Annotated in this window: 3 protein-coding genes and 5 pseudogenes; 5 read left to right on the forward strand and 3 right to left on the reverse strand. The window is 57.6% G+C overall.

Translation table 11 applies throughout. From position 1 onward, the window contains the following. Together ACTBDU_RS15510 and gcvP are read left to right on the forward strand one after the other, a co-directional pair. Positions 1 to 501 (forward strand): annotated as a pseudogene (locus ACTBDU_RS15510) (IS3 family transposase); the annotation flags it as partial. A gap of 7 nt (positions 502 to 508) precedes the next feature. Next, positions 509 to 2,888, forward strand: a pseudogene (gene gcvP / locus ACTBDU_RS15515) (aminomethyl-transferring glycine dehydrogenase); the annotation flags it as partial. A gap of 104 nt (positions 2,889 to 2,992) precedes the next feature. Here gcvP and ACTBDU_RS15520 read toward each other — a convergent pair. Next, positions 2,993 to 3,656, reverse strand: a pseudogene (locus ACTBDU_RS15520) (HD domain-containing protein). Positions 3,657 to 3,866: 210 nt separating this feature from the next. On the opposite strand from ACTBDU_RS15520, the gene trhA reads away from it, so the two are divergent. Continuing rightward, positions 3,867 to 4,517, forward strand: a complete 651-nt coding sequence (gene trhA / locus ACTBDU_RS15525) for a PAQR family membrane homeostasis protein TrhA (RefSeq protein WP_438807091.1) — start codon at positions 3,867 to 3,869, stop codon at positions 4,515 to 4,517. A 143-nt stretch (positions 4,518 to 4,660) separates the two neighbouring features. Here the strand turns inward: trhA and ygfZ are convergent, their stop codons facing one another. After that, positions 4,661 to 5,647, reverse strand: coding sequence for a tRNA-modifying protein YgfZ (ygfZ, locus tag ACTBDU_RS15530; RefSeq protein WP_438807092.1), 987 nt, complete (start codon positions 5,645 to 5,647; stop codon positions 4,661 to 4,663). Positions 5,648 to 5,856: 209 nt separating this feature from the next. On the opposite strand from ygfZ, the gene sdhE reads away from it, so the two are divergent. Both sdhE and ACTBDU_RS15540 read left to right on the forward strand, forming a co-directional pair. Continuing rightward, positions 5,857 to 6,123 carry an FAD assembly factor SdhE gene (sdhE, locus tag ACTBDU_RS15535; RefSeq protein WP_438807093.1) on the forward strand — a complete coding sequence of 89 codons (267 nt, stop codon included), beginning with the start codon at positions 5,857 to 5,859 and terminating at the stop codon, positions 6,121 to 6,123. After that, positions 6,104 to 6,304 (forward strand): annotated as a pseudogene (locus ACTBDU_RS15540) (protein YgfX); the annotation flags it as partial. The gene sdhE and the pseudogene ACTBDU_RS15540, both read left to right, overlap by 20 nt. A gap of 7 nt (positions 6,305 to 6,311) precedes the next feature. On the opposite strand, the pseudogene ACTBDU_RS15545 reads toward ACTBDU_RS15540, so the two are convergent. Then, a pseudogene (locus ACTBDU_RS15545) lies at positions 6,312 to 6,985 on the reverse strand (IS3 family transposase); the annotation flags it as partial.

The following is a 6,985-nucleotide window of genomic DNA, read 5'->3' on the forward strand; positions in this document are numbered from 1 at the left end:
GGTGCGGCGATGTGACGTATATCTGGACCGGGAAACGCTGGGCATACCTTGCGGTTGTTCTTGATCTGTTCGCGAGGAAACCGGTGGGCTGGGCTATGTCGTTCTTCCCGGACAGCAGACTGACCATCAAAGCACTGGAAATGGCATGGGAAACGCGTGGTAAACCAGCCGGAGTGATGTTCCACAGCGATCAGGGTAGCCACTATACGGGCAGGCAGTTCCGACAGTTGCTGTGGCGTTACCGGATCAAACAAAGCATGAGTCGGCGGGGTAACTGTCGGGATAACAGTTTGATGGAGCGCTTCTTCAGAAGTCTGAAAAACGAGTGGATACCGGTAACGTGCTACAAACAGCTTCAGCGAAGCAGCTCATGAAATTACCGACTATATCGTGGGATATTACAACGTACTCAGGCCGCATGAATATAACGGTGGGTTGCCACCAAACGAATCAGAAAATAGACACTGGAAAAACGCTAACGCAGTGGCCAGTTTTAGTTGACCACTACAACATCGCCTCGGCCTCGCTGCTGGATGAAGCCACCGCGGCGGCTGAAGCAATGGCGCTCGCCAAACGCGCCAGTAAACTGAAGCAGGCCAACCACTTTTTTGTCGCCGACGACGTGCATCCGCAAACCCTGGATGTCCTGCACACCCGCGCCGGTACCTTTGGCTTTGAACTGGTCATCGATAAGGCACAGGCGGCGCTGGAGCGTCCCGATCCGTTTGGCGTGCTGTTGCAGTAGGTAGGCACCACCGGCGAACTACACGACTATCGCGCCCTGATGGCTGAACTGACGCACCGCAAAATCATCAGCTGCGTGGCGGCAGATATGCTCTCGCTGGTGCTGCTGGCGGCTCTCGGGGAGCAGGGCGCCGATGTGGTATTCGGCTCGTCGCAACGCTTCGGGGTGCCGATGGGGTACGGTGGCCCGCACGCGGCGTTTTTCGCCGCCCGTGATGAAATGAAACGCGCCATGCCGGGCCGAATTATCGGTGTTTCCCGCGACGCCGCCGGTGATACGGCTTTGCGCATGGCGATGCAAACGCGCGAGCAGCACATTACGCCGCGAGAAGGCGTAACTCGAACATTTGTACGTCGCAGGTATTGCTGGCCAATATCGCCGACCTGTATGCCGTCTATCACGGTCCGCAGGGGCTTAACATTGCCGGGCGTATTCACCAGCTGACAACGATTCTGGCGCAGGGGCTGCGCGCCGCCAGCCTGACGCTCAGGCACGATCGCTGGTTCGATACCCTGACTGTCGAGGTGGTCGATAAAGCGGGCGTGCTGGCGCGCGCCGACGCCGCCGGGATCAATTTGCGCAGCGACATTCACCGCGCGGTGGGCATCACCCTTGACGAAACGACCGTGCGCGAAGATGTGCAAATCCTCTGGCAGGTGGTGACGGGGACGACGGGCACCTTGGCTATCGACGCGCTGGATGCCGGCTGCGACGAGAGGTGATCCCGCCGGAATTGCTGCGCGCCACGCCTATCCTGACGCACGAGGTGTTCAACCGCTAGCATAGCTAAACGGAAATGATGCGCTATATGCATCGGCTGGCGCGCAAGGATCTGGCGCTGAATCAGACGATGATCCCCCTCGGCTCCTGCACGATGAAGCTCAACGCCGCCGCCGAGATGATCCCTATTACCTAACCGGAGTTTGCCGAGCTGCATTTTTTCTGCCCCCCTGAACAGGCGGCGGGGTATCAGCAGATGATAGCCCAGCTGTCGCGCTGGCTTATCCAACTGACCGGCTACGATGCCCTGTGCATGCAGCCAAACTCCGGCGCCCAGGGCGAATATGTCGGCCTGCTGGCCATTCGTCGTTATCATTAGAGCCGCAATCAGGGCGAGCGTCATATCTGTCTGATTCCCAGCTCCGCCGATGGCACCAATCTGGCGTCGGCACAGATGGCCGGCATGTCGGTTACCGTGGTGGCTTGCGACAAGAATGGTAATATCAATTTGTACGATTTGCGCGCCAAAGCCGAACAGGCCGGCGAGCAGCTATCGTGCATCATGGTGACCTATCCCTCGACCCACGGAGTCTATGAAGAAACCATTCGTGAAGTGTGCCAGATAGTGCATCAGTACGGCGGCCAGGTCTATCTGGATGGCGCCAACATGAATGCGCAGGTGGGGATTACATCGCCAGGGTATATCGGCGCCGATGTGTCGCATCTCAACCTGCATAAAACCTTCTGCATCCCCCACGGGGGCGGTCCGGGCATGGGTTCCATCGGAGTGAAAGCGCACCTGGCCCCGTTCGTTCCGGGTGGAGCTCGATGGTGTGCTTACCCGTCAGGAAGTGGTCAGCGCAGCGCCGTTCGGCAGCGCGTCGATCTTACCCATCAGCTGGATGTATATTCGTATGATGGGCGCGGAAGGGTTGAAACAAGCCAGGCATGTGGCCATTCTTAACGCCAATTATATCGCCACCCGGTTGCAGCAGGCCTATCCTGTGCTGTATACCGGCCGTCACGGCCGCGTAGCCCACGAATGTATCCTGGATATCCGGCCGCTGAAAGAGGCCACCGGCATTAGCGAAATGAATATCGCCAAACGCCTAATCGACTACGGTTTCCACGCGCCGACCGTGTCTTTCCCGGTAGCCGGCACGCTGATGGTCGAGCCGACCGAATCGGAAAGCCAGCTGGAGCTTGATCGCTTCATTGACGCAATGCTGGCGATCCGCGCCGAAATCCAGCAGGTGGCGGACGGCGTCAGGCCGGCGAGTGGTGCCATCCGTACGATCGTCAGATCGCGGCGTTCCCGGCCGGATATGGCGATAAATACCAGCCGGCGGTGAAACGGCTGGACGATGTTTATGGCGACCGCAACTTGTTTTGCTCCTGCGTGCCATTGAGCGATTATCAGTAAGCGTCATGGCCGCGTAGCGGCCTCACGCGCAGGACGGCCGGCATTCAGGCGGTAACCACCGCTCGGGCGCCGGCCGTGGGTGATGAATGCTGATGGCGCCGACGTCATGACACCCGCCAACCGTTAACGGTGCTCCCTCTCCGGCCCGGCCCGGCCGCTACTTCAGCCAGCCCTCTTTGCTGTGCCTGCTGCAAATGTTGGCTGAGATGCGCCCACAGCGCCGGATACACCTCGGCGATAAAGGCGTTGAGCGTTAGCACCTGATCGAGAGTGATGCCGTTCTCCACCTAGCTCTGCCCCTGGTTATGCAGATTTATCAGTACCGGCATCAGTCGGTCGATCATCAGGGCGAAACGGGCGCTGGGGGTTTCTCCCGCCTCATATTCCAGCCACAATTCATGAAACTGGCGCCACTGCGGCGTTGGGCAGCAGCCCAAACAGCCGCTAAGCCGCTTTTGCCTCCAGCGCATGCACCACTTCGCGCCCCGCGAGGTCGTAGACCAGTACGTCACCGGCGTCGATCTCGACGATATCGTGGATTAACGCCATTTGCGTCGCGCGGGTCATATCCACCCCGTCATCGGCATAGGGAGCGAGCGTCATTGCCGCGACCGTAAAGTGCCGGCTGTGCTCCGCGGTGTTTTCCTGCCGCTGGGTATTGAGTACTTTGGTACGGCGTTGTATGTTTTTAAGCTTATCGATTTCGATGAGAAAAGCGACGATATCGGTCAGTTCACCGAATGCCAGCATGGAAGAGGTTACAGCCATCAGGTTCCCCGGCATAATCTAATTGAACGGCCTAGTGTAGGCCAATTCGCGCACGAACTCGACTGGTATAGCTTCGCCTTGGACAGCGCGGTTTTACAATTCTTCACCGTTTATTTTCAGCGTACACATGTACACTCAATTGCCTCTCGATTACCCTATACACTGCATGCCCACGGACGAAAATATCTTTAAGCAGAGGTCAGAAAATTCATGGGAAACAAATCATTAGCCAAAAGCTATTCTCTGGCGGAAGAAATTGCCAATAGCGTTAGCCACGGCGTGGGGGTGATCTTTGGTATTGTCGGCCTGGTGCTGATGCTTAATCAGGCAGGGGAGGCGGGCGCCAACACCCTCGCGCTGACCAGCTACAGCCTTTATGGCGGTAGTATGATTCTGCTCTATCTGGCGTCGACGTTGTATCATGCCATTCCCCATCCGCCGGCCAAACGCTGGCTGAAGAAGGTGGACCATTGCGCGATTTATCTGTTAATCGCCGGTACTTATACGCCGTTTTTGCTGATAGGACTGGCCTCGCCGCTGGCCAAATGGCTGATGGTGGTCATCTGGCTGATGGCGGCGGTCGGCATTATGTTCAAATTGGCGTTTGCGCATCGCTTTCGTGCCATCTCCATCATTACCTATCTGACCATGGGCTGGCTGTCGCTGGTGGTCATTTATCAGCTGGTACAACGGTTGCCCGCCGGCGGTGTCGCGCTGCTGGCCGCCGGTGGCGTGATTTACTCGCTGGGGGTGATTTTCTACGTTTGGGAACAAATACCGTTCAACCATGCGATATGGCATGGCTTTGTATTGGGGGGAACCGTTTGCCACTTTCTGGCGGTTTATCTGTTTGTCACTTGAACCGCGGCAGTTCGTCGCTATGCCTCGCGGACGGAAAGCGGGCCTGGCACCGCGCCCGGATCCCCGGGGCAGTTTTCAAGCGACAGCCTGCGGCGGCTGGGCGGGTCTGTTGGCCCTGTCCCGTTGACACTGGCGCGCGTCGCTTACTCGCCGATAGCGTACGGTAGCGGCTGCACGGACAACGCGCCGGCGCTGTCGGCGCGCACGCGCAGCAGGCTGTCGGGCGCCAGGTCGTTATTCAACACCGCCTGCACCCAAACGCTGCCGTCCTCCAACTGACAGGCCGCCAGCACCGTACCGGTCCGCCGCCAATTGTCGCCCATCTTGAGTTCCAAATCGTCACCGGCGGCGGGAGGATGGCTGGCTTTGCCCGCCAGCCAGTACAGGGCGCGTTTGTTAGTGCCGCGATACTTGGCGCGCGCCACCATCTCCTGGCCCGCGTAACAGCCTTTGTTAAAGCTGATGCCGTCCAGCGCCTGTACATTGGCCGCCTGCGGGATAAACTGCGTGCCGTTGGCGCTGTCGATAACCGGATAGCCCGCCTCGATATCCAGCGCCAGCCATTGCTGGCTGTCGTTGAGCTGGGCCTGGCCTTCCAGCTTGTGCTGCAAGGCGTCGCACACGGCCGGCGTCGTTATCAACAAAAAGCGCGGCGCCGGCAGACTGAAATACAGCAACGTCGTGTCCTGATGGTGCGCCACCGGCTGAGGCGCATCGGGCACGCTGGTAAAGAGTCCGCCCAGCGCCGCCTGCGCCTGAAAACCCGCCACGCCCAGTAAAACCGCGTCATGGTCGGCGGCGATGGTCGTTTTGGAAAACACAGCGTATTTTTTCAGTTCGGCGAGCTGGCTGTCGCGCACGCTGCGTCGTTCGATAAACGCCATCCCCTCGTGGTGATGAAACACGCACAGATGGCTGAACATTTTGCCTTTGGCATCGCAATGGGCGGCGAAACTGAAGCGATCGGCGTCCAGTGAGGCAACATCGCAGGTCAACTGCCCCTGCAGGTATTTTACGGTGTCCGCGCCGTTAAGCGTGATCAATGCCCAATCCTCCAGAGAAATAAGCGTCAGCGGCAGATAGCTTGAGGGCGCCGGCAAACGCGGCGGAAAAGGAACTTGAGATGACATGGGACAGTCCTATCAGTAGTCTGACAATAGCCTAATGGTAAAAGGCCGCGAGGGGTTTGCAAGTAGATCTTGCCTGCGAGTTTAGCGATACGTGCCCGGTATGAAATAAATAGCGCAGAATGTAGCGAAATGTGTCGTTTTGTCTCATGCCCCGGGTAAAACGGGGTAAACTAGCTGCAAGCGTAGCGGTTATAAGGGGAAATTTTTAGATGGATATCACCAACAAAGCTCAAATCCACTGGGCCTGCCGCCGTGGCATGCGTGAGCTGGATATCGCCATTATGCCGTTCTTTGAACACGATTTTGACGCCCTGGATGACCAGGACAAGCAGCGCTTTGTCCGGCTGCTGGAGTGCGACGATCCCGATTTGTTCAATTGGCTGATGAACCACGGCCAGCCGGACGACGGCGAGCTGCGGCAGGTTATTACCCTGATTCAGACGCGAAACAAAGCCCGTGGCCCTTTGGCGATGTGATATCCAGGTCTCCTGGCGCACTCAGCTTTGCTCGCTGGCGTTTTACGGGATCCTGATTATGCTGATTTTACTCTCGCCCTGGCCGGAAAATTACGGACTGGTGTGGTTGAGGCTGGTACTGGTGGTGGTGTTTGAATGCATTCGCAGCCAGCGTAACATCATGTCGTGCCGCGGCGAACTTGTAGTGGTCAACTAAAACTAGCCACCGCGTTAGCGTTTTTCCAGTGTCTATTTTCTGATTTGTTTGGTGGCAACCCACCGTTATATTCATGCGGCCTGAGTGCGTTGTAATATCCCACGATATAGTCGGTAATTTCATGAGCTGCTTCGCTGAAGCTTATGTAGCCCGTTACCGCTCTCCGCTCGTTTTTCAGACTTCTGAAGAAGCGCTCCATCGGACTATTATCCCAGCAGTTACCCCGCCGACTCATGCTTTGTTTGATTCTGGTAACGCCACAGCAACTGTTGGAACTGCCTGCCCGTATAGTGGCTACCCTGATCGCTGTGGAACATCACTCCGGCTAGTTTACCACGTATTTCCCATGCCATTTCCAGTGCTTTGATGGTCAGTCTGCTGTCCGGGAAGAACGACATAGCCCAGCCCACCGGTTTCCTCGCGAACAGGTCAAGAACAACCGCAAGCTATGCCCAGCGTTTCCCGGTCCAGATATACGTCATATCGCCGCACCATATCTGGTTTGGCTCCGTTACAGCGAACTGGCGCTCAAGATAATCCGGGATCGCAACATGCTCCTGACCGCCACGCTTATACCTGTGCGTCGGCTGCTGACAACTGACCAGCCCCAGCTCTTTCATGAGCCTGCCTGCGAGCCAGCGCCCCATCCGGAAGCCTCTCTGGGTT

The sequence above is a fragment of the Sodalis sp. (in: enterobacteria) genome, from assembly GCF_051710625.1.
GTDB lineage: Bacteria > Pseudomonadota > Gammaproteobacteria > Enterobacterales > Enterobacteriaceae > JBPESN01.

Excerpts from the sequence above, each read along its gene's own strand:
- ygfZ (WP_438807092.1), bottom strand. The coding sequence starts at position 5,647 with ATGTCATCTCAAGTTCCTTTTCCGCCGCGTTTGCCGGCGCCCTCAAGC.
- sdhE (WP_438807093.1), top strand. The coding sequence starts at position 5,857 with ATGGATATCACCAACAAAGCTCAAATCCACTGGGCCTGCCGCCGTGGC.
- trhA (WP_438807091.1), top strand. The coding sequence starts at position 3,867 with ATGGGAAACAAATCATTAGCCAAAAGCTATTCTCTGGCGGAAGAAATT.